The sequence below is a fragment of the Streptomyces sp. NPDC029292 genome (assembly GCF_055569295.1).
Genome location: NZ_JBVHXR010000008.1, coordinates 210,485 through 230,791, shown reverse-complemented (window position 1 = coordinate 230,791; position 20,307 = coordinate 210,485). Strand labels below are relative to the sequence as shown.

Here is a 20,307-nt window from a genome sequence, read left to right as displayed (position 1 = left end):
TATCCTCCCGCCGAAGCTGCCGCGGATGCGGCTGCCCCGGCGCCCGCGCCTCACCCCGTTCCGCGAGCGCAACCCGGTGGTGATCGGCGCCGTAGGCCTCACCTTCCTCGCCCTGCTGACCGTCGCCGCGTTCAACGCCGACAGCCTTCCGCTGATCGGTGGCGGCGAGACGTACAGCGCCGCCTTCTCGGAGGCGGGCGGCCTCAAGCCGGGCGACGAGGTACGGATCGCCGGGGTCAAGGTCGGCAAGGTCGAGGAGGTCGACCTGGACGGCGACCACGTCAAGGTGACGTTCAAGATCAAGGGCGATCCCGGGTTCGGCACGTCGACCGGCGCGTCGATCCGGGTCAGGACGATCCTCGGCGCCAAGTACCTCGCCCTGCACCCGAAGGGCCCCGGGCAGCTGAAGCCCGGGAGTGAGATCCCGCTGAGGCGGACGGTGCCGGCGTACGACGTCGTCCAGGCGTTCAGCGATCTGACCACCACGACCGAGGAGGTCGACACCGAGCAGCTGGCGACCGCCCTGGACACCATCTCCACCACCTTCCAGGATTCGCCCGCCGAGGTGAGGGCGTCCATCAAGGGCCTGTCCAGGATCTCCAGGACGGTGGCCTCGCGCGATGAGGCGCTGCGCGGGCTGCTCGACCACGCCAACGGGGTCACCGGGGTGCTGGCCGAGCATTCCGCGGACTTCACGGCCCTCGTCAAGGACGGCGACCAGCTGTTCAAGGAGATCGGCAAGCGGCGCAAGGCGATCCACAAGCTGCTCAAGAGCTCGGCCGCGCTCGGCATCCAGCTCTCGGGCCTGGTCGAGGACAACGACAAGGAGATCGGCCCCGCGCTCAAGGGCCTGAACCGCGTGGTCGGGATGCTCGAACGCAATCAGTCGAGCCTCGACCGGAGCGTCAAACTGCTCGCGCCCTATGTGCGGGTCTTCACCAACACCCTCGGCAACGGCCGCTGGTTCGACAGCTACATCCAGAACCTGGTCGCCGCTCCGGTGGTGCCGCGCACGGGAGGTTCGTGATGAAGTCACGTCTGTTGCACCGGAGTTCCCCTCTGGTCCTGCTCACCGTCGTGGCCCTCGTCGGCGCGCTCACGGTCGTGCTCTGGCCGCGCTCCGAGAGCGTCCGCGTCACGGCGTACTTCCCGCGCACCGTCGGCATCTACCCCGGTTCGGACGTCCGTGTCCTCGGCGTCCGGATCGGCGAGGTCAAGAAGATCACGCCGGAGGGCGACCGGGTGCGGGTGGAGCTGGAGTACGACGAGGGGCGCAGGGTCCCGGCCGGTGCCCAGGCCGCGATCATCAACTCCTCGGTGGTCAGCGACCGTTACGTCCAGCTGCTGCCGGTGTACCGGAAGGGCCCGCTGATGCGGGACGGCGACGTGATCCCCGAGTCGCGGACGGCCGTACCGGTCGAACTGGACCGGATCTTCGACAGCCTGCACACGACGTCCGAGGCGCTCGGCCCGAAGGGCGCCAACCAGGACGGCTCGCTGTCGCGGCTGCTCGGGGTGAGCGCGGACAACCTCGCAGGGCAGGGCACGAACCTCAACCAGACGGTCGAGGACCTCTCGCAGGCGGTCACCACGATGTCCGACGGCCGGGGTGACCTGTTCGGGACCGTACGGAATCTCCAGGTGTTCACGGCCGCGCTGGCGGCCGACGACAAGAGCGTGCGGTCGTTCAACAGCAGCCTCGCCGAGGTCGCGAAGCAGCTCGCCGGGGAACGCGGGGATCTCGCTGCGGCACTCAAGAACCTGGGGACGGCGCTCGGTGACGTGGCCGACTTCGTGAAGAAGAACAAGAAGTCGCTGACGTCGAACGTGCAGGGCCTCAGCAAGGTCACCAAGGTGCTCGTCACCCAACGGGCCGCGCTGGCCGAGCTGTTGGAGGTCGCCCCCACGGGTCTGTCGAATCTGCAGAACGCCTACAACGCGTCCGCCGGAACCCTCGACACCCGCGACAACCCGAACCAGCCGCAGGATCCTGCCTCGCTGCTGTGCTCCGTACTGAAGACCACCGGGGACGCGGGCGGGAAGAGTCCCGACTGCCAGGAGCTGCGGAAACTCTTCGACTCCCTGCCCGAGTTGCCGAAGACCCCGGCGGTGCCGAGCACCGGCACCGTCGACAGGACGCTCGGCGGAATCCTGGGGGCGAGCGCATGAGCGGGCCGCGCAAGGGCGCACCGAGCGTGGGCGGGGCGGTCGCGTGGGCGGCGGTCGGTTCGCTGCTGCTGTCCGGCTGCCAGTTCAGCGGCTGGTACGACGTCCAGCTGCCCGGGGGTGCCGCGGCGGACGGCCACGCGTTCCGGGTGACCGTCGAGTTCCGCGACGTGCTCGATCTCGTGCCTCAGTCGGCCGTGAAGGTCAACAACGTCACCGTGGGCGCGGTCGAGAAGGTGGAGCTGGACGGCTGGCACGCGCGGGTACGACTGCGGGTCGCCGACTCGGTGAAGCTGCCCGGCAACGCGGTCGCCGAGCTGCGGCAGACCAGCATGCTCGGCGAGAAGTACGTGGCCCTGTCCGCCCCGCCGGGCACCGACCCCGTGGGACGGCTCGGCGACGGCGACCGGATCCCGCTGTCCCGCAGCGGCCGCAACCCGGAGATCGAGGAGGTGCTCTCCGCACTGTCCGCGCTGCTCAACGGCGGCGGAGTGGCCCAGCTCAAGACGATCACCGTGGAGTTGAACAAGGCCCTGGAGGGGCGGGAGAACCGGGTCAAGTCCCTGCTCGAGGAGCTGAACACGTTCATCGGCGGCCTGGACGAGCAGCGCAAGGACATCGTGCGCGCCCTCAAGGGCATCGACCGGCTGGCCAAACGGCTCGGGAAGGAGAAGAAGACGATCGCCAGGGCCGTCGACACGATGCCGCCCGCGCTGAAGGTCCTCGCCGACCAGCGGCGCGACCTGACGCGGATGCTCACCGCCCTGTCGAAGCTCGGCAAGACGGGCACCAAGGTGGTCAACGCCTCGCGGGACGACACGGTCGCCAATCTCAAGCAGCTCCGGCCGATCCTGCAACAGCTGAACAAGGCGGGCGATGATCTGCCCAACTCTCTTGAGCTGCTGACCACTTACCCGTTCCCCCGCAACGCGGCGGACGCCATCAAGGGCGACTACGTCAACCTCAAGGTGACCGCCGACCTCGATCTGGCGAGCCTCTACGGCAACCTCACCGACAAGCCGGGCAAGGGGAGCAAGGAGGGCAAGGGGGGCTCGGGCACCAACGACACGCCCGGTACCCCGGCGCTTCCCGGTCTCCCGGATCTGCCGGCCGTTCCGACGCCCACCGCGCTCCCGAGCACCCCGGCCCTGCCGGACAAGCCCGTCCCCTCGGCTCCGTCGGGCGGCGGTCCACTCTGCCCGCCGGTGTGCACCAGCAGCTACACCACCGACCGGGACGTGCCTGCGGGAATCGACCTCGCGCTCGCCGAGCTCATGCTGAAGGGGATACAGCCGTGATCACCCGTACGGTCAAGGCCCAGCTGCTCGCCTTCGCCACCGTCACCGCCGTCGGTGTGTCGTACGTCGGCGCCGAGTACACGGGCCTGGTGGACGACCTCCTCGGCCGCGGTTACACCGTGCGGGCCGACTTCGCCGACTCCGGGGGCATCTTCCCGGGCGCCGAGGTCACCTACCGCGGGGTGCCGGTGGGCCGCGTCGGCGCGCTGGGGCTGTCCGGCTCCGACGGTGTCTCGGTGTCCCTCGACCTGAAGGACGACGGGCCGCGCATCCCGGCCGACACGCTGGCGGTGGTGGCGAACCGTTCGGCGGTGGGCGAGCAGTACGTCGATCTCCAGCCGCGCCGGTCCGGTGGCCCGTACCTGCTGGACGGCAGCACCATCCCCCGGGGCAGCACGCGGGTGCCGCTGCCCACCACGGATCTCGTCCTCGGCCTGGACCGGCTGGTCAACTCGGTCGGCAAGGACGATCTGCGGGTCACCGTCGACGAGTTGGGCAAGGCCTTCTCCGGCACCGGGCCGCGGCTGAGCAGGCTGGTGGACTCGGGCAACGCGCTCGTCGAGTCGGCGTCCGACTCGCTCCCGCAGACGATCTCGCTGATCGAGGACGCGCGGAAGGTGCTCAAGACACAGGCCGACCAGGGCTCGTCCATCAAGTCGTTCGCGCGCGATCTGGCGGCGCTCACCGCGGAGTTGAAGTCGAGCGACGGGGACCTGCGCAAGCTGATCGGCAACGCGACGCCCGCCGCGCAGCAGGTGAACTCGCTGCTGAAGTCCACCGGGCCGCGCCTTTCGGTGCTGCTGGCCAATCTGATCAGCGGCGGCCAGGTCACGCTGGCGCGGCTGCCCGGCGTGGAACAGGCCCTGGTCACCTTCCCGGTGGTGGTCGCGGGCAGCTACACCGTCGTCCCGGGCGACGGCACCACCCACTTCGGTCTGGTCGTCAACGCCGACGACCCGCCGCCCTGCACCCAGGGATACGGAACGGGTCGGCGCGACCCGGCGGACACGAGCACCCGCCCGGCGAACACCGCCGCGCGCTGCACGGCACCGCGCGGCGGTGCCACCTCGGTACGCGGCGCGCAGAACGCCCCCGGTACGTCGTCCGGTTCCGACGGCGCGAACCAGGCGGCGTACGTCACGCCGTACGACCCGGAGACCGGCACCGCCATGGGGCCGGACGGAACGCCCGTCGAGATCGGCTCGACGGGCGGCCAGCAGACCGTGTTCGGAAAGGAGTCGTGGCAATGGCTGCTCGTCGGACCGATGGCATGAGCGGAATGGTGTTCGCGATGAGGGGGCGTGTGACCGTGATGCGAGGGCAGGTGTCGGCGATGAACTGGGGTTTCCTCGCGCCGGGAGTACGGGCCAGGGTCCTGTCGGCGGGGCTCGCCGTGGCGACGGTCCTGACGACGGCGCTGACGATCTGGCTGAGCGTCCAGCTGTACGACCGGCACGAGGCGGAGCAGCGGCGCCAGGACATCCTGGCGGCGGCCCGTCAGTCGGCGCTGAACTTCACCTCGCTCGACTACCGGCACTACGACCAGGACAGCGGCAACGTGCTGAAGAGCGCCACCGGCGACTTCAAGAAGCAGTTCGCCGCGCAGACCGAGGAGCTGACCCAGCTGGTCGCCCAGAACAAGTCGGTGTCCGAGGGGCAGGTCCTAGAGGCGGGCATCGTGCGCTCCGACGGCCACTCGGCCCGCGTCCTGGTGGTCGCCGACAGCAAGGTGACCAACACCGCCGTGCCCCAGGGGGAGGCGCGCACCTACCGGCTGCAGCTCGACCTCGTGTACCGGAACGGGCGCTGGCTGACCTCCGACGTCGAGTTCGTCGGATGACCCCCTACCCGCACCACCAGTGAGGAGAAAGACCGTGGCGAACCCGACCTCCCGAGGCCACACCTCCGGCTCGCCCGCCCGCCGTACCCTGACCGCTGCCGCCCGCGCGGCGGCCAAGCGCGCGGCGCGTGTCACCCACGATCCGGCGATCCCGGCGGCCCCGGTGATTCCGGCGGACCCGGCGGTCCCGGTGATTCCGGCGGTCCGGGACCGAGTGGCGGCGGCCACCGCCGATGAGCCGCTGCCGGAGAAGCAGCCTTCCGGGCGCACCCTTCTCATCGAGGCCCCGGACGGCCCGGACGGCTGGGACGACCCACCCGAGCCGGCGCCGGAGGCCTTCGAGGAGAATCCGGCGGAGGAGGCCGGGGAGCCCGGCGCCGGTGCGCCGACGCGTCGGCGCGGGCGGAGGCTGCTCACCGCGGTGCTCGCCGTCCTGCTCGTCGCAGGCCTGACCGCGGTCGCCGTGCTGGGGTGGCAGTACCGGGAGGCCCGCCGGGCCGACCAGGCGCGGGGCCAGGCACTCACGGCGGCGCGGCAGGCGGCGCCCGTCGTGCTGTCGTACGACTACCGGCATCTGGAGCGCGACTTCGCCGCGGCCCGCGCCCATCTCACCGGGCGCTTCCGTGACGAGTACGCGAAGACCACGACGACGGTGGTCGGGCCCACGGCCAAGAAGTACGAGGGGGTCGTGAAGGCCACGGTCGTGGAGCCGTCCGGCGGCGCCCCGGCGGCCTCCGTGGTGTCGGCCTCGCCGGACAGGGCCGTGGTCCTGCTCTTCGTCAACCAGGTGACCAAGAGCACCCAGGTCTCGGGGTCCCGGGTGGATCTGAACCGGGTGCGGATGACGCTCAGCCGTACGTCCGCCGGCTGGAAGGTGAGCGCCGTCGACGCGCTCTGATCAGCCCCTGCCGGAAAGTGCCCCCGCGCATGCCGCGCGGGGGCACTTTTTTGCGCGCGCTCTTGACAGTGCTCCCCGACCACAGGCAATCTTCCATTAAGCAGAAACGAACTTCCACAATACGGAATCGCTTCGCAATCGCCGGTACAGCCGCCAGCACGGAAGGGAGCGCCGACCCACATGGGATTCGCAGACCAGCGCTTCAACGTCAACCTGTCGATCCTCTTCACGGAACTCCCGCTCCTGGAGCGCCCCGCGGCCGCCGCCGCGGCGGGCTTCACCGCGGTCGAGCTGTGGTGGCCGTGGGTCGACTCCCCCACCCCCGAGCAGTCCGAGCTCGACGCCCTGAAGAAGGCGATCGAGGACGCGGGCGTCCAGCTCACGGGGCTGAACTTCTACGCGGGTCAGCTGCCCGGCCCGGACCGGGGCGCGCTGTCGATCCCGGGCGCGGAGTCGGAGAAGTTCCGCGCCAACATCGACGTGGCCGCGGACTTCGCCCAGTCGCTCGGCTGCACAGCGCTCAACGCCCTGTACGGCAACCGCGTCGAGGGCGTGGACCCGGCCGAGCAGGACACGCTCGCACTGGAGAACCTGGTGCTCGCGGCCCGCGCCGCCGACCGGATCGGCGCGATCCTGCTGATCGAGACCCTCAACCAGCCGGAGTCGCCGCGCTACCCGCTGGTGACCGCCCCGGCCGGCGTCGGCGTCGTCGACAAGGTCAACGAGGCGACCGGCCTCGACAACGCCAAGTTCCTCATGGACCTGTACCACCTGTCCATGAACGGCGAGGACCTGCCGTCGGTGATCGAGCGGTACGCCGCCAAGACCGGCCACGTGCAGATCGCCGACAACCCGGGCCGCGGCGCCCCCGGCACCGGCTCCCTCCCCCTGGCGGACCTCCTCGACCAGCTGCAGAAGGCCGGCTACGAGGGCTGGGTCGGCCTGGAGTACAAGCCGGGCGACAGGCCCAGCGCCGAGGCCTTCGAGTGGCTGCCCACCGAGGCCCGAGCCGCCCGCTGAGCGGCAACTCCCAGACGTATCGCAGTAGTTAGAGAGGCACCCTCATGAGCAGCAATCTCCCCAAGGTCGCCTGGATCGGGCTCGGCATCATGGGTTCCCCCATGTCGGAGAACCTGATCAAGGCCGGGTACGACGTCACCGGCTTCACGCTGGAGCAGGACAAGCTGGAGCGGCTGACCGCGGCCGGCGGCACGGCGGCGGGCTCGATCGCCGAGGCCGTGCGGGACGCGGATGTCGTCGTCACGATGGTGCCGGCGTCCCCGCAGGTCGAGGCCATCTCGTACGGCCCTGACGGCATCCTGGAGAACGCGCGGTCCGGCGCGCTGCTGATCGACATGTCCTCGATCACCCCGCAGACCTCCGTGGACCTCGCGAAGGCCGCTGCCGCCAAGGGCATCCGCGTCCTGGACGCCCCGGTGTCCGGCGGCGAGGCCGGTGCCGTCGAGGCCGTGCTGTCGATCATGGTCGGCGGCGAGCAGGCCGACTTCGACGAGGCCGAGCCGATCTTCGAGGCGCTCGGCAAGACCATCGTGCTGTGCGGTCCGCACGGCTCGGGCCAGACCGTGAAGGCCGCCAACCAGCTGATCGTCGCCGTGAACATCCAGGCGTGCGCCGAGGCCGTGGTCTTCCTGGAGAAGTCCGGCGTGGACCTCAAGGCGGCCCTCGACGTCCTCAACGGCGGCCTCGCGGGCTCCACCGTCCTGACGCGGAAGAAGGACAACTTCCTGAACCGCGACTTCAAGCCGGGCTTCCGCATCGACCTGCACCACAAGGACATGGGCATCGTCACGGACGCGGCCCGCAATGTCGGCGCGGCCCTCCCGGTCGGTGCCGTGGTCGCCCAGCTGGTGGCCTCGCTGCGCGCCCAGGGTGACGGCGGCCTGGACCACTCGGCACTGCTGCGCGCGGTCGAGCGGCTGTCCGGCGCACAGATCTGAGTCCCTGAAAACTTCCGGGCCGCGGCGGCGCTGACACCTGTCCTGTCGCGCCCAGGCGCCGCCGCGGCCCGGATTCACCTTCAACAAACTGTTGACGTTCAGATCGCCCCGAACCTAGGCTCCACAAAGCGGAAGAAGCTTTCCGCTGCCCCTCGTACGGAAGGTCCACGATGTCGAAGCGCGTGCTCACGACCGAGTCCGGCGCCCCGGTCGCCGACAACCAGAACTCCGCCACCGCAGGCGTCGGTGGCCCGCTCCTCCTCCAGGACCAGCACCTCCTGGAGAAGCTCGCCCGGTTCAACCGCGAGCGCATCCCGGAGCGCGTGGTGCACGCCCGCGGCTCCGGCGCGTACGGCTACTTCGAGGTGACCGACGACGTCACGGGCTTCACGCACGCCGACTTCCTCGACACCGTCGGCAAGCGCACCGAGGTCTTCCTGCGCTTCTCCACCGTGGCCGACAACCTCGGCGGTGCGGACGCGGTCCGCGACCCGCGCGGCTTCGCGCTGAAGTTCTACACGGAGGAAGGGAACTACGACCTCGTAGGGAACAACACTCCGGTCTTCTTCATCAAGGACCCGATCAAGTTCCCCGACTTCATCCACTCCCAGAAGCGCGACCCGTTCACGGGTAAGCAGGAGCCGGACAACGTCTGGGACTTCTGGGCGCACGCCCCCGAGGCGACGCACCAGATCACCTGGCTGATGGGCGACCGCGGCATCCCGGCCTCGTACCGCCACATGAACGGCTACGGCTCGCACACCTACCAGTGGACGAACGCCGAGGGCGAGGCCTTCTTCGTCAAGTACCACTTCAAGACGAACCAGGGCATCCGCAGCCTCTCCACCGAGCAGGGGCAGGAGATCGCGGGCAAGGACGCGAACTCGCACCAGACGGACCTGCTCCAGGCCATCGAGCGGGGCGTGAACCCGTCCTGGACCCTCCACGTCCAGATCATGCCGGCGGCGGAGGCCGCCGACTACCGCTTCAACCCCTTCGACCTCACCAAGGTGTGGCCGCACAAGGACTACCCGCTCCAGCGGGTGGGCCGCCTGGTCCTCGACCGCAACCCCGACAACGTCTTCGCCGAGGTCGAGCAGGCCGCGTTCTCCCCGAACAACTTCGTTCCGGGCATCGGCCCCTCCCCCGACAAGATGCTCCAGGGCCGCCTGTTCGCCTACGCGGACGCGCACCGCTACCGCCTGGGCGTCAACCACACCCAACTGGCCGTGAACGCCCCGAAGGCCACCACGGCGGACAACTACGGCCGGGACGGCCTCATGGCGTCCAACGCGCAGGGCCGCGCCGCGAAGAACTACGAGCCCAACTCGTACGACGGCCCGGCCGAGACCGGCCGCCCGCTGTCGGCCCCGCTCGCGGTGAACGGCCACACGGGCACGCACGAGGCCCCGCTCCACACCAAGGACGACCACTTCTTCCAGGCGGGCGAGCTGTACCGCCTGATGTCCGCCGAGGAGAAGTCCCGTCTGATCGCGAACATCGCAGGCGGCCTCTCGCAGGTCTCCCGCGACGACGTGATCGAGAAGAACCTCGCCCACTTCCACGCCGCCGACCCGGAGTACGGCAAGCGCGTGGAGGAGGCGGTCCGCGCCCTGCGCGAGGACTGAGCCTCCGCTCATGGGCTGCGTCCAGGATCCGACGGGAGGTCGGATCCCAGGCGCGCGCCCGCGGCGGCCGTGAACCCGGATGAGGGGTGGTCACACGGACCCGAAGCGGGCAGGCCGAGGACCGCGGCGGCGTGCGAGCCAGTGCGGTGGTAAAGGTCCCGGGACCCCCTTCTTGACCTGAGGGAAGGACGTCTTGGTTCCATCGCATCCGCCGCGGTCCCAGCCACACCTCTCCCGGTGCGGACCCGACTCCGTCCGGCGGCGCGAACGTCCTGTCGCGCCCAGCCTCGCGCCGTCGGACGGCAACAACATCACAGGTCACCGGTCCAGAGCGCCGGGTACGGACGGTCCCGTACCCGGCGCTCTGCCGTGCCCCTCGGAACCTCCGAGGGAGCGCAGGGCGTTGTCGACGAGCTCCTTGTACGTGAGCACCTCGACCCTGCTGATGTGCGCGTTGAACGTGCGCAGGGCCTCGCCCAGCTCCTCCTCGGGAACCTCCGGCTGGAGCGCCGGGTGGCCGATCAGCACGAGGGCGCCGGCTCTGCGGGTCTCGATGCCGGTCTCCTCGCGGATGCGGTGGCGGTTCTCGTCCAGGCCGGTGAGGTAGTTGACGGCCTGTCCGACGGCTTCGTGCACCAAAGCCGCGGGCACCCAGGCGTTGCGGTGCCGTTTGACCAAGGGACCCTTGAGGCTCATGGACCGCTTCAGCTCGACGATGTGCAGGGCGCCGTCGCCCCGTATCAGCGGGATGTCCACCTCGTCGCCCGGGACGAGCCGGCGGTGGGCCGCCTCGCCGACGAACCGGCCGCCGAAGATCCAGTGCTGCCCTTCCAGAGCCTGCTGAAGGTCCCGCTCCAGAGCGCTGCGGTCCTCGACGACCGTGCGCAGTGCCTCCAGCCCGGCGGCCCGTCGCTGCAACTCGGCTGCCTGAAGGAGCAGTTGGCCCTCCTCGTCGGCGGCGAGCAGGGCCATGGCCTCCGGCGAGGTGACGATCTTCCGGGCCGCCCGGGCAGGATCCTCCACGTCGATGCGGTGGTCACGCAGGACGCGCTCCAGCCACAGCGATGTCTCGGCCATCCCGCGCGGAATCACGTAACGCCCCGGACGGCCCTCCGGAGCCTCCATGAACCGGGCGTCCTCACCCTGGTCCCGGAAGTGCGCCAGCATCTCCGCCGCGCTCGCCTCGGGATGGTCCTTCAGGAAGTCCCCGCCATCGGCGACGATCCACTGATGGGCCGCCCGCACCGTGCCCGCGACGAAGTCGCGCCTGCCCTCATTGCGCGCACCGTCCTGGAAAAGGCGGTACCGCTCCTGAAGGTCGTGCTGCAGGATGCGGCCCTGCGCGTAGTCCAGGGAGTCCTGGACCAGGCGCACGACCTGCCACTCCGCCACACGCGCCGCCGTCGCCCGCGCCTCCTCCAGCAGCCGTACGAGCTCCCGGCCGCCCCGGCGCTTGCGGCTTCGGCCTCCGTGCATGTGCTTGAAGACCGCGGACAGCGCGTCCTTCACCGCCGCGTCGGCCGCCGCCCCGTCCACCTCGCGCAGCTGCCATTCGAGTGTCATGTCACTTCGCCCCGTCATGAGGCAATGGTGCGGGGATGGTCTGACAATGCCCTCCGAGGTGCGATTTCGGCCGACGCGCTGGAGTCTGAGGGCATGGACTATCCCAGCATCGTTGTGCACGTCCCGGGTCTGGACGGGTCACGGCGGGTCACCGCGGGGGACGAGACGCTAGGCATCGCCTATCACCTCGATGACGTCGTGGAGATTCTGCGCCGGGCGGATCTCGACGAGATCGAGGTCGAGGAGAGCGACATCATCGACTGGCAGGGCGGCGGTCCGGACGACTGGCCGGGGCTGAGCGAGCACCCGGCCGAGTGAGGACACCCCTGGCGTACGCAACCGGACGTACGCGGTCTGCCGAAACCTCAAATCAAGCTCTGAACACGGGTCCGGAGGCTTCAAATCCCCCCGGGTGCGGGCACATTCTCGGCACACGGGGCCCGCCGACACGGGGGCGGCGGGCCTCGTCCGGGGGAACCCCCCTTGAGCGCGCCGCGCACGCCAAAGGGGCGGCTCTCCCCCCGGAGTGAGCCGCCCCTGTCCGTGGCCTCTGTCAGACCTTCAACGTCTAGACCTTCAACGTCTTGATCGAGGTCGGCGCGTGGCCCGGCTCGGTCGCGATCTCCTCGAACTCGACGACGTTGCTGATGTCGTTCGTCTTGCTCATGGCGATGTTGGTGACGCGCTCCAGGATCGCCTCGACGACGACCGGAACCTGGTGCTCGGCGGCGAGCTTCTTGGCCTGCTCGAAGGCGGCGCCCAGTTCGGCCGGGTCGGTGACGCGGATCGCCTTGCAGCCGAGGCCTTCGACGACCTTGACGTGGTCGACGCCGTACACCCCGAGCTCGGGAGAGTTGATGTTCTCGAACTCCAGGTTGACCTGGAAGTTGATGTCCAGACCGATCTGCGCCTGACGGATCAGACCCAAGTAGGCGTTGTTCACCAGGACATGGACGTACGGGATCTTGTGCTGGGCGCCGACGGCCAGTTCCTCGATCATGAACTGGAAGTCGTAGTCGCCGGAGAGGGCCACCACGGAAGCCTCCGGGTCGGCCTTGGCGACGCCGAGCGCGGCCGGGATCGTCCAGCCGAGCGGGCCCGCCTGACCGCAGTTGATCCAGTGGCGCGGCCGGTAGACGTGCAGCATCTGGGCGCCGGCGATCTGCGAGAGGCCGATGGTGGTGACGTACCGGGTCTCCGGGCCGAAGGCCTTGTTCATCTCCTCGTAGACGCGCTGCGGCTTCATCGGGATGTCGTCGAAGTGCGTACGGCGCTGGAGCGTGGCCTTCTTCTCCTGCGCGGACGCGGCCCACACGGACCGGTCCGGCAGCCTGCCCGCGGCCTTGAGCTCCCTGGCCACCTCGACGAACAGCTCCAGCGCGGCCTTCGCGTCGGACGCGATGCCGTAGTCCGGCGCGAAGATCTTGCCGATCTGGGTGGGCTCGATGTCGACGTGGACGAACTTCCGGCCGGCCGTGTAGACGTCCAGCTTGCCGGTGTGGCGGTTGGCCCAGCGATTGCCGATGCCGAGGACGAAGTCGGACTCCAGGAAGGTCGCGTTGCCGTAGCGGTGCGAGGTCTGGAGGCCGACCATGCCGGCGTTCAGCTCGTGGTCGTCGGGCAGGATGCCCCAGCCCATCAGGGTCGGGACGACCGGAGTGCCCGTCAACTCGGCGAATTCCACGAGGAGTTCGGAGGCGTTGGCGTTGATGACACCGCCGCCGGCGACGATCAGCGGGCGCTCGGACTCGTTCAGGAGCGCGATCGCCTTCTCGACCTGGGCGCGCGTCGCGGCGGGCTTGTACGCCTGGAGCGGCTCGTACGTCTCCGGGTCGAACTCGATCTCGGTGAGCTGGACGTCGATGGGCAGGTCGATGAGGACCGGGCCCGGACGCCCCGAGCGCATGAGATGGAAGGCCTGCTGGAAGACGCCGGGGACCTGCGCGGCCTCCAGGACGGTGACGGCCATCTTCGTCACCGGCTTGGCGATCGAGGCGATGTCGACGGCCTGGAAGTCCTCTTTGTGGATCACGGCGGTCGGGGCCTGGCCCGTGATGCACAGGATCGGGATCGAGTCACCGATGGCGGAGTAGAGCCCGGTGATCATGTCGGTGCCGGCCGGGCCCGACGTACCGATGCAGACGCCGATGTTGCCCGGGTGGGTCCGGGTGTAGCCCTCCGCCATGTGCGAGGCGCCCTCGACGTGCCGGGCGAGGGTGTGACTGATCCCGCCGGACGCCTTGAGAGCCGCGTAGAAGGGGTTGATCGCCGCGCCCGGGACGCCGAACGCGTTGCTGACGCCCTCGCGCTTGAGGATCTCGACTGCCGCGCGGGCAGCGGTCATACGAGCCATGGAGTACTCCTGCTTCGGCTGTCGGATTCTCGCTCCCGTCGCGCCCGTCGGAGAGCTGGTGATTCCGTTGCGGTTCCGCATCGGCTTCTCTGACCCCGAAGGTTCCGAGATTCCGTAATGCGGAAACTAACTTCTACTATCTGGAAGCAATGTAGGCGGCGCGCCGAGGAGCGTCAAGAGCGCGCATCTCGAGGCATCCGACGGGGCTTGTCGAACCGTTTCCCTGCCGGAGGTCCTCCGACTGGAGGACGATGAATGCGCTGTCCCGACGTGACGTCCTGGAGTGGGCCATGGCCGAGAGCGTGCCGGTGCGGTGTCCGGTCTGCCGCCGCGAGCATCTCTTCGCGGCCCCGTCCTACCCGTGCGTGTGCAGCGCCCCTGTCACGCCTCCGCTCGACCGGCTCGCCGATCCGGCACCCGTCACCGACCGCGTCTGGGACGAGGACTGGGTCACGGTCCGCTGCGAGGCGTGCGGCCGCGAGGACCAGTGGCCCCACCCCGAGCTGGGGTGCTCGTGCGGAACCGCCATGCGGATTCCGGTGCGAGGGATACGGCGACCCCAGCGCGCGGAGCTGGCCCCGGGCACGGCCGCCGACGCGGGCTCAGCCCCGGACCGGGACCCGCACCCGGGGACAGCCTCGGACGCCCACCCGCACCTGGCCGGGGGATCTGCGCGCGACGGCGGCGGATCGCCGCGGGGCACCGGCGGCGCGCCCCGTGACACCGGTGCCCCGGTGCCCGCCCCGACCCCCCGCCCGCCGTTCCAGCCGGTCACCATCCGTACCGCCCGGGACGCCGTCACGGCGGCCGCGCTGTACCTCCGGTGGCTCGGCTACCGGGACGTCCGGCGGGCGGACCAGCGGCCGCCGTCCGGGATCGGGCTGGCCGCGCGCGGAATCCTGGCCCAGGTGGACCCGACCGTCCGCCCGGCCTCACTGCGCGACGTGGAGTGTCTGTGGCTGACGGCCATGACGGAGTCGGCGGGATGCGTGTACTTCTCCCTCGCGGGCTACGCGGACGACGCCCGGGTCCGCGCCGACACCCTCGGCGTCCCCCTCTTCGTCCTCGACCTCACGGGCACCCCGCAGCCGGTGAACAGCCCGGCCGACGCGCTCATCGCCACAGGGGCCTGACGGCCGCGCCGGGCGCGCAGTGGCCCGGCGCCGCATTCGCCCAGCGGGCGGACCAGTCAGCCGCTGTCCAGCGGCAGGGTCGCATCGACCGTGGTCCCCGCCCCGGAGGAGGTCACGGTCAGCGTCCCGTGGAGCGCCTCGGCCCGACGGCGCATGGAGCCCAGCCCCACACCCGGGGTGGCCCCGCAGAACCCCCGGCCGTCGTCGGTGATCACCACGCGCAGCGCCGAGCCGTCCACGCCGATGGCGACCCGCGCACGACGGGCGCCCGCGTGCCGGGCGGTGTTGGTCAGCGCCTCCATCACGATGCGGTACGCGGCGGTCTCCACCTCCGGCACGAGTCTCGGCAGCGCGGCGGCCATGACCTCCACGGGCACCGTCGGCGACACGCTGCGCGCGTGCTCCCGTACGGCGCCGATCAGCCCCAGCGCGTCCAGGGCGGTGGGACGCAGTCCGTCGATGATGCGGCGGATCTCCCCGACCGACGTGCCGACCTCGGCCCGGATCCGGGTCAGCAACCTGTCACAGGTCGCGGTGTCGCCGCGGGCCAGCGCGTCGGACAGGGCCTGGAGCCCCAGACCCACACCGGAGAGCGAAGGTCCCAGGCCGTCGTGCAGATCGTGGCGCAGCCGGTCGCGCTCGACCCGGGTGGCGGTCACCACCCGGTCCCGTTCGGCCTCCAGGGCCTCGGTGAGTTCCAGAGCGCGCACCAGGACCGCGATCTGCAGCGCCAGCGCGGTCAGCAGCCGCAGCTCGGTGTCGTCGTACGGCTCGTTCGGCGCGCGAAGCGCCACGGTCAGCGTGCCGACGTCACGGCCGCCGACGCTGAGCGGCAGCGCCTGGCCGGCCACCGGCGGCGCCCCCACCGAGGTGAGCGTGCGTCCGCCGGACGCCATCACCGTGGCACCGGGCGCGCGCACGGCGCCGACGACGACCCGCAGGGCGGCCGACAGCAGGTCGAGCTCCTCCGAGCCGGCGATCTCGTCACCGAGTCTCGTGATCGCGCCGAGCGGGTCCTGCCGCGCGCCGTAGACCAGCCGGTCGGCCGCCCGCTGGAGCCGCTCGCGCATGGGAGAGAGCAGGACGGCCACCACGGCGGCGGCCAGGACGCCGGGCAGGGGGCGACGGTCCAGCGCGGAGCCGGCCAGTGTGGTGACGGCCAGGAAGACCACGAGCACCCCGGCGGTCAGCGTGCCGTAGACGAGACCCCGGCGCAGCACTCTCTCGATGCCCATCAGCCGGTAGCGCAGCACTCCGACGGCCACGGCCACCGGTATCGTCGCCGCGATCGTGGCCTGCAGCAGCAGCACGCCGATCAAGTCGGCCACCACCTGGGGCCCCTCCACACAGACGAGCAGGGCCAGTTGCTGGCGCACCGGGGGCCGGGCGCGTGCGAGCCGGAGGCCGGTGCCGATCCAGATGGCGACGCCGGACAGCACCAGGAGCGGCAGGCAGACCCCTTTCAGCAGCACGTCCACCACGGCGTCGGGAAGGGGAACCGGCGGGGTCAGGCCGTCGAAGAGGTGTGCGTAGACCTCCGGATCGAACGGTGACGTCAGGGTGAGCAGCACGATCCCGGCGGTCGCACCGGCGACGGGCCAGCGCCACCAGGGCTCGGGCAGATGACCGTCCGGATAGAGGGCCATCAACACGGTGATGGAGATCATCCAGCCCGGGACGAACAGCCCCCCGGCAAGGAACAGCGCCACTTCGGCACCCGGCCACGAAGCCACCAGAATGCCGTGCCCCCCGTAGGCGGCCAGTCCCACCTGCCAGGCCGAGGTCACGCCTTCCCCGAGAAAGAGCCAGCCCACGATGTTGGCCGGGCGCAGCACAGCGAGCACCGCGCCGGTCAGGGCGCAGATCACGCTGGCCCCGCCGACCGGCACCACGTAGGCGAGGCGGCCGACGACCCCCACGCTCGCGGCGTGCGGCAGCGTCGTCACCCAGCCGGCGAAGGCCACCGCGGCAACGGCCGTGCACACCACCGCCCCGACGGCCGCGCGTGCGGCCATGTCGCCAGTCTGGCGGGCACGTTGACCCGGAGGACATGGCTCCTCCACCCTTCATGTGCCGAGTCCGGCGTCCCGGGCCTTGGCGACCGCCGCGGCGCGGTCCCGGACCTGGAGCTTGAACAGGATCGCGGACACGTGGTTGCGGACGGTCTTGTCGGACAGGGTCAGCCGTCGGGCGATCTCGTGGTTGCCGCAGCCGGCGGCGACGAGGTCGAGGACTTCCCGCTCCCGCTCGGTGAGTTCGGGGAAGACACGGGCGACGTACTCGCGGTGCGCGCCGGTGAAGAAGGCGACGATCCTGCGCGCGACGGCTTCGCCGTAGACCGCGTCCCCGGAGGCGACGGCCAGCACGGCACGGATGATCTCGGTACGGTCGGCGCCCTTGAGGAGGTAGCCGCGGGCCCCGGCGCGCAGCGCGCCGAACAGGGCCTGGTCGTCCTCGTGCATGGTGAGCACCAGGACCCCCACCTCCGGATGGCGCGCGAGCAGGGAGCGGGTGGCGGCGGCGCCGTCGAGCCCCGGCATGGCCAGGTCGGTGAGCACGACGTCGGGGTCCGTCCGGTCGACGGCGGCGAGCAGTTCGTCACCGTTCGCCGCCTCGGCCACGACCTCGACCTCGTCGTCGGCGGCCAGCGCGGCCACCAGGCCGTAGCGGAACATGGGGTGGTCGTCGGCGACGACCACCCGGACAGCGGGTCGTCCGGTCACGCTTCCTCCCGAGGCCGTGCCGCGGTGGGACCTGCGGCGCTCGCCACCGCCCGTCCAGCTTCCCGCGGTCGACGTCCCGTCAACCACCCCTCGCTGTCCCGGCCTTTCCGGGCACTGCGCCCGCCCTCGCAGGGACAACCGCCTCATGCGAGGGGCCCGCGGGGCGCGCCAGGGTGTCGGGAACCGATCGACACAGCACACGGGGGAACCATGCGCACCACCCTGCGACACGCCGCGGCCTGCGGCTTTTCCGGAGTACTCCTGCTGGGCGCCGTCGCCTGCGGCTCGTCCGGCCATGAGTCCGACGAGGGCGACACCGGCGACTGCAGCCTGAGCTGGGACTGCGGACTCGACCCGAGCGACGTACCGGTTGATCCCACCGACCCGGTGGACCCGGAGTACCCGACAGATCCGGTGGACCCGGTGGACCCGGTGTATCCCGACGTGACCACGCCGGACGACCCTCCCGCGGCCACCTGCGCGTTCCCCGGCGACTACCTCTGCCCGGACACACCGATCGAAATTCCGGCCCCCGACATCGGCACCTGGGACTGATCAGTGGGTCCGGCCAGTAGGTCCGGCCTACTGGGACCGACCAGCGGGACCGACCAGTGGGTCCGACTGTTCGGCGTACGTCTCCCGCAGTTCGACCTTCCGCACCTTCCCGCTGACCGTCATCGGGAAGGACTCCAGGATCCGCAGCCGGCTGGGGATCTTGTAGTGCGCCAACTGCCCCTCGCAGAAGGCCCGCAGCTCCGCGAGCGTCAGCGGGTCGGCCGGGTCGCGGGGGATGACGCAGGCGAGCACCTCCTCGCCGTAGCGCTCATGGGGCACGCCCACCACCTGGACGTCGGCGATCTTCGGATGGGCGTACAGGAACTCCTCGATCTCGCGCGGGTAGATGTTCTCGCCGCCCCGGATGATCATGTCCTTGATGCGCCCGACGATCTCGACGTACCCGTCCTCGCGCATCACGGCCAGGTCGCCGGTGTGCATCCAGCGCCCCGGGTCGATGGCCTCCGCGGTCCTCCCGGGCTCGTTCCAGTAGCCGAGCATCACGCTGTAGCCGCGGGTGCACAGCTCACCGGGGTTGCCCCGGGGCCGGGTCACGCCGTCCACCGGGTGTAGCCGCCCGGCACCTCGGCGAACTTCTCCACGTCGTCGGCCCGCACGACGACATGCCGGACCCGGCCGCGCTCGACGCGGTCACGCAGGTCGGCGACGCCGAGCAACGGGGTGGCCGGGATGACGACGGCGCGCAGCTTCATCGCGGCGAGGGCCGTCTCCCACAGTTCTGCCTGGTTGCCGAGCATGACGAGGACGCGGTCCTCGGCTCCGACACCCTGCGCGCGCAGCCAGTTGGCCACCCGGTCGGAGCGCTCGGACATCTCGGCGAAGGAGACCTCGACGCGCTCGCCGTCCTCCTCGACGATGTGCAGGGCCGTGCGGTCGTTGTCCCGCGCGATGACGTCGAACCAGTCGAGCGCCCAGTTGAAGTACTCCGGGCGGGGCCAGCCGAAGCCCTCGTAGGCCGTGGCATAGTCCTCGCGGTGCTCCAGCAGGAAGTCCCGCGCGGCACGGAACTCGTCCGTGGCACTCTTCGTCGCCGTCATGTTGTCCTCCTGGTTGCCGGACAGCCGCATAACATCGTGTATTCCGTGATGCAGGTCTCACCACCCCCGAACGGGGGGTGCGCCGCGATGAAGGGGCGAGCAGGTGGCAGCAGACGCAGCCGAGGCGGTGGAGATGCGTGGTGCGCTGGTACGGCTGCGGCGCGCGACGGGACTGCCGGTCGCCTTCGGCGGCCTGGTCGAGCCCGGGCGCCAGCAGGTACGCATCAGCGAACTCAGCGGTACGGCGACGGCCGCGCTCAGCGCGCTCGCGGTGTCGTCGGGCAACGGCCTGGGCGGCAAGGCGGTGGCCCTCGCCCGGCCGTGCGCCGTGACGGACTACTCGTCCTCACGGCAGATCAGCCACGAGTACGACGTGGCGGTCGCCACGGAGGGGCTGTGCTCCGTGCTCGCGGTCCCTGTCGTCGTACGGCGCCGGGTGCGCGGCGTGTTGTACGGCGCCCTGCGAACCGCCCAGCCTCTGGGTGACCGCACGCTCAGCGCGGCGGTGGCGGCGGCCCGGGACGTGGAGCAGACGCTGGTCGTCCGCGACGAGGCGCGGGAGCTGCTGGCCCTCGCGCGCGAGCCCGACCCGGCGGTGGGCGGCGCCGCGTGGGAGGAGGTGCGCGAGGCGCACGGTGCCTTGCGTGCGCTGGCGCCGCGGATTCCCGACCCGGCGTTGCGGGCCGAACTCCTCTCCGTGTGCGGGCGCCTGGCCGGTGCCTCGCCCGGGATCGGCGCGCGGCACGTCCATCTCGCGCCGCGTGAGGTGGACGTTCTCGCGTGTGTCGCGGCGGGGGCGACCAACGCGGTCGCCGCGGAGCGGCTCGGGCTGCGCGCGGAGACCGTGAAGGGTTACCTGCGGTCGGCCATGCGCAAGCTCGGTGCTCATACGCGGCTGGAAGCGGTGGTCGCCGCGCGGCGGGCCGGGCTGTTGCCGTAGGTCCGGCGGCTTTTGACGCTCCGCGCCCCTGCCCCGGCCGCTCCGCGGGCCCCGTGAAGTTGTTGGCCATTCATTTGGCGCCCCACTGAAATGCCTTATGCGTAACCCCTGTTATTTCCCTCACCACCCCGACAGTCCGAAATTCAAAGAGACATTGCCTAATATTGGCCCGGACACGACACACGAGGGGAGCG

The 20,307-nt window shown here is 70.8% G+C and carries 17 protein-coding genes and 2 pseudogenes; 13 read left to right on the top strand and 6 right to left on the bottom strand.

Annotated features, from left to right (window positions below; translation table 11 throughout):
* The first annotated feature begins 25 nt into the window (after window positions 1-25).
* The 9 genes from ACZ4WS_RS19825 (at window position 26) to ACZ4WS_RS19785 (ending at window position 9,788) form a co-directional block, all read left to right on the top strand.
* The gene (locus tag ACZ4WS_RS19825; protein WP_467982257.1) at window positions 26-1,027 is read left to right on the top strand and encodes an MCE family protein; all 1,002 of its coding nucleotides are present in this window, start codon (window positions 26-28) and stop codon (window positions 1,025-1,027) included.
* Window positions 1,027-2,169, top strand: coding sequence for an MCE family protein (locus tag ACZ4WS_RS19820; RefSeq protein ID WP_467982034.1), 1,143 nt, complete (start codon window positions 1,027-1,029; stop codon window positions 2,167-2,169). Before ACZ4WS_RS19825 ends, ACZ4WS_RS19820 begins: the two co-directional genes overlap by 1 nt.
* The gene (locus ACZ4WS_RS19815) at window positions 2,166-3,464 is read left to right on the top strand and encodes an MCE family protein (protein ID WP_467982032.1); all 1,299 of its coding nucleotides are present in this window, start codon (window positions 2,166-2,168) and stop codon (window positions 3,462-3,464) included. The genes ACZ4WS_RS19820 and ACZ4WS_RS19815 overlap by 4 nt, the downstream gene beginning before the upstream one ends.
* Window positions 3,461-4,738, top strand: a complete 1,278-nt coding sequence (locus tag ACZ4WS_RS19810) for an MCE family protein (RefSeq protein WP_467982030.1) — start codon at window positions 3,461-3,463, stop codon at window positions 4,736-4,738. The genes ACZ4WS_RS19815 and ACZ4WS_RS19810 overlap by 4 nt, the downstream gene beginning before the upstream one ends.
* A gap of 38 nt (window positions 4,739-4,776) precedes the next feature.
* Window positions 4,777-5,304 carry a hypothetical protein gene (locus tag ACZ4WS_RS19805; RefSeq protein WP_467982256.1) on the top strand — a complete coding sequence of 176 codons (528 nt, stop codon included), beginning with the start codon at window positions 4,777-4,779 and terminating at the stop codon, window positions 5,302-5,304.
* Between the two features lie 34 nt (window positions 5,305-5,338).
* Window positions 5,339-6,202, top strand: a complete 864-nt coding sequence (locus ACZ4WS_RS19800) for a hypothetical protein (RefSeq protein ID WP_467982029.1) — start codon at window positions 5,339-5,341, stop codon at window positions 6,200-6,202.
* Window positions 6,203-6,382: 180 nt separating this feature from the next.
* The gene (locus ACZ4WS_RS19795) at window positions 6,383-7,222 is read left to right on the top strand and encodes a TIM barrel protein (protein ID WP_467982027.1); all 840 of its coding nucleotides are present in this window, start codon (window positions 6,383-6,385) and stop codon (window positions 7,220-7,222) included.
* A gap of 44 nt (window positions 7,223-7,266) precedes the next feature.
* The gene (locus ACZ4WS_RS19790; RefSeq protein ID WP_467982025.1) at window positions 7,267-8,160 is read left to right on the top strand and encodes a 2-hydroxy-3-oxopropionate reductase; all 894 of its coding nucleotides are present in this window, start codon (window positions 7,267-7,269) and stop codon (window positions 8,158-8,160) included.
* A gap of 170 nt (window positions 8,161-8,330) precedes the next feature.
* A complete protein-coding gene (locus ACZ4WS_RS19785; protein WP_467982023.1) occupies window positions 8,331-9,788 on the top strand; it encodes a catalase in 1,458 nt (485 codons plus the stop codon).
* Between the two features lie 318 nt (window positions 9,789-10,106).
* Here the strand turns inward: ACZ4WS_RS19785 and ACZ4WS_RS19780 are convergent, their stop codons facing one another.
* The gene (locus ACZ4WS_RS19780; protein WP_467982254.1) at window positions 10,107-11,351 is read right to left on the bottom strand and encodes a Shedu anti-phage system protein SduA domain-containing protein; all 1,245 of its coding nucleotides are present in this window, start codon (window positions 11,349-11,351) and stop codon (window positions 10,107-10,109) included.
* 93 nt (window positions 11,352-11,444) lie between these two features.
* Here ACZ4WS_RS19780 and ACZ4WS_RS19775 point away from each other — a divergent pair, with 93 nt between their 5' ends.
* Complete coding sequence (locus ACZ4WS_RS19775) at window positions 11,445-11,669, top strand: hypothetical protein (RefSeq protein ID WP_467982022.1); 225 nt, start codon at window positions 11,445-11,447, stop codon at window positions 11,667-11,669.
* A gap of 250 nt (window positions 11,670-11,919) precedes the next feature.
* On the opposite strand, the gene gcl is transcribed toward ACZ4WS_RS19775, so the two are convergent.
* Window positions 11,920-13,704, bottom strand: a complete 1,785-nt coding sequence (gene gcl, locus ACZ4WS_RS19770; RefSeq protein WP_467982020.1) for a glyoxylate carboligase — start codon at window positions 13,702-13,704, stop codon at window positions 11,920-11,922.
* 251 nt (window positions 13,705-13,955) lie between these two features.
* Between gcl and ACZ4WS_RS19765 the strand changes: the two genes are divergently transcribed.
* On the top strand, window positions 13,956-14,837 hold the full coding sequence (locus tag ACZ4WS_RS19765) for a hypothetical protein (RefSeq protein ID WP_467982018.1): 882 nt from the start codon (window positions 13,956-13,958) through the stop codon (window positions 14,835-14,837).
* A 56-nt stretch (window positions 14,838-14,893) separates the two neighbouring features.
* Here ACZ4WS_RS19765 and ACZ4WS_RS19760 read toward each other — a convergent pair whose 3' ends face one another.
* Both ACZ4WS_RS19760 and ACZ4WS_RS19755 read right to left on the bottom strand, forming a co-directional pair.
* The gene (locus tag ACZ4WS_RS19760) at window positions 14,894-16,852 is read right to left on the bottom strand and encodes a histidine kinase (RefSeq protein ID WP_467982017.1); all 1,959 of its coding nucleotides are present in this window, start codon (window positions 16,850-16,852) and stop codon (window positions 14,894-14,896) included.
* 51 nt (window positions 16,853-16,903) lie between these two features.
* Window positions 16,904-17,560 (bottom strand): response regulator, encoded by a 657-nt coding sequence (locus ACZ4WS_RS19755; protein WP_467982015.1) that lies wholly within the window; start codon window positions 17,558-17,560, stop codon window positions 16,904-16,906.
* Window positions 17,561-17,770: 210 nt separating this feature from the next.
* On the opposite strand from ACZ4WS_RS19755, the gene ACZ4WS_RS19750 reads away from it, so the two are divergent.
* Entirely contained in the window at window positions 17,771-18,115 is a 345-nt protein-coding gene (locus tag ACZ4WS_RS19750; protein WP_467982013.1) for a hypothetical protein, read from the top strand.
* Between the two features lie 27 nt (window positions 18,116-18,142).
* Here the strand turns inward: ACZ4WS_RS19750 and ACZ4WS_RS19745 are convergent.
* A pseudogene (locus ACZ4WS_RS19745) lies at window positions 18,143-18,682 on the bottom strand (AMP-binding enzyme); the annotation flags it as partial.
* Window positions 18,679-19,173: pseudogene (locus ACZ4WS_RS19740) on the bottom strand (AMP-binding protein); the annotation flags it as partial. The pseudogenes ACZ4WS_RS19740 and ACZ4WS_RS19745, both read right to left, overlap by 4 nt.
* A 103-nt stretch (window positions 19,174-19,276) precedes the next feature.
* Here ACZ4WS_RS19740 and ACZ4WS_RS19735 point away from each other — a divergent pair.
* A complete protein-coding gene (locus ACZ4WS_RS19735; RefSeq protein ID WP_467982011.1) occupies window positions 19,277-20,113 on the top strand; it encodes a response regulator transcription factor in 837 nt (278 codons plus the stop codon).
* Window positions 20,114-20,307: the final 194 nt, after the last annotated feature.

Coding starts and splice junctions, on each gene's coding strand:
- ACZ4WS_RS19815 (WP_467982032.1), top strand. CDS start 2,166: ATGAGCGGGCCGCGCAAGGGCGCACCGAGCGTGGGCGGGGCGGTCGCG.
- ACZ4WS_RS19750 (WP_467982013.1), top strand. CDS start 17,771: ATGCGCACCACCCTGCGACACGCCGCGGCCTGCGGCTTTTCCGGAGTA.
- ACZ4WS_RS19805 (WP_467982256.1), top strand. CDS start 4,777: ATGCGAGGGCAGGTGTCGGCGATGAACTGGGGTTTCCTCGCGCCGGGA.
- ACZ4WS_RS19785 (WP_467982023.1), top strand. CDS start 8,331: ATGTCGAAGCGCGTGCTCACGACCGAGTCCGGCGCCCCGGTCGCCGAC.
- ACZ4WS_RS19775 (WP_467982022.1), top strand. CDS start 11,445: ATGGACTATCCCAGCATCGTTGTGCACGTCCCGGGTCTGGACGGGTCA.
- ACZ4WS_RS19820 (WP_467982034.1), top strand. CDS start 1,027: ATGAAGTCACGTCTGTTGCACCGGAGTTCCCCTCTGGTCCTGCTCACC.
- ACZ4WS_RS19790 (WP_467982025.1), top strand. CDS start 7,267: ATGAGCAGCAATCTCCCCAAGGTCGCCTGGATCGGGCTCGGCATCATG.
- ACZ4WS_RS19760 (WP_467982017.1), bottom strand. CDS start 16,852: ATGGCCGCACGCGCGGCCGTCGGGGCGGTGGTGTGCACGGCCGTTGCC.
- ACZ4WS_RS19795 (WP_467982027.1), top strand. CDS start 6,383: ATGGGATTCGCAGACCAGCGCTTCAACGTCAACCTGTCGATCCTCTTC.
- gcl (WP_467982020.1), bottom strand. CDS start 13,704: ATGGCTCGTATGACCGCTGCCCGCGCGGCAGTCGAGATCCTCAAGCGC.
- ACZ4WS_RS19765 (WP_467982018.1), top strand. CDS start 13,956: ATGAATGCGCTGTCCCGACGTGACGTCCTGGAGTGGGCCATGGCCGAG.
- ACZ4WS_RS19825 (WP_467982257.1), top strand. CDS start 26: ATGCGGCTGCCCCGGCGCCCGCGCCTCACCCCGTTCCGCGAGCGCAAC.
- ACZ4WS_RS19780 (WP_467982254.1), bottom strand. CDS start 11,351: ATGACACTCGAATGGCAGCTGCGCGAGGTGGACGGGGCGGCGGCCGAC.